The 914-nt window shown below is 67.1% G+C and carries 1 pseudogene; it reads right to left on the bottom strand.

Annotation, left to right across the window (positions count from 1 at the left end):
- Window positions 1–914: pseudogene (locus OP495_RS18465) on the bottom strand (alkaline phosphatase); the annotation flags it as partial.

Here is a 914-nt window from a genome sequence, read left to right as displayed (position 1 = left end):
CTCGCGGCGTACCTGGCGCAGGCGATGCCAGACGAACTGATCGGGTATCGTCACCCAGCCCAGGCGCGGGCCGCGATAGTCGAGCCGTGCGTCGTCGTGAATCTCGTCGTAGCCGAGTCGCCGTCCCGCCGGCCAGTCGCGATAGATCGCCGGCATCATGGCGACGCTGGTATGCCCTGTACGCTCCAAGTCGTCGATCAAGGTGGCTCGAGGGCTTTCGAGGAAGAGGTCGTAGCGCAATGTGGAGTCGACCCATAATCCGCTGAGCACGCTGGCATGCGCCAGTCGTGACTGCCCGCCAAGCGTGGGCGATACGAGCCGGCCGCTGGCCACGCTGAGTCCGGCTTGTGCGAAGGCCTCGGCCATGGCATCGAGTCGGGCGTTCACCGGCCCGGCAAAAGGCTCACGTTCGAGCGCGGCCATGCCATAGGATTCCACGAACGCCAGAATAACGTCGTGCCCTTCAAGTTCGGGCAAGGGCTGACCGCCCGGCGCATCGAGCGGGGATTCACGTGTCGACAGGCGTGCGTCGAAATCGCGCAGCGAGGCGCGGGTCTCGTAGGTGCGGGTGGCCTGGTCGGTGAGCAGCGTGATGCCGGGTGTGCCGACGGGGGCCGCGTCGCGCCACAAGCCGAGCAGCGCCAGCCCCGCGCCGAGTATCAGCGTGCCCCAGGCACAGCGGCGAGGTGCGCCGTGGCGCGGTAGGCTCGCCAGCAGATGCCCCAAGCCCAGGCCGATGGCCAGCAGCGCCAGGAGCGTCGCGGTCACCAGTGCGATACTGATCGGTAGGCCTAGGTTGTCGTGCAACAACTCCAGCAGGATCGGTACCTGCGAGGGATCGAGATAGAGGTTGAGTGGCCGGCCCTGGATCTCCTGGGTGATCGTATCGCCCAGCGCACAGGCCAGTGCCAGCA

The sequence above is a fragment of the Chromohalobacter sp. 296-RDG genome, from assembly GCF_029889885.1.
Classification (GTDB): domain Bacteria; phylum Pseudomonadota; class Gammaproteobacteria; order Pseudomonadales; family Halomonadaceae; genus Chromohalobacter.
The sequence above is the reverse complement of the archived record's forward strand: the minus strand, read 5'-3'. Positions and strand labels throughout refer to the sequence as shown.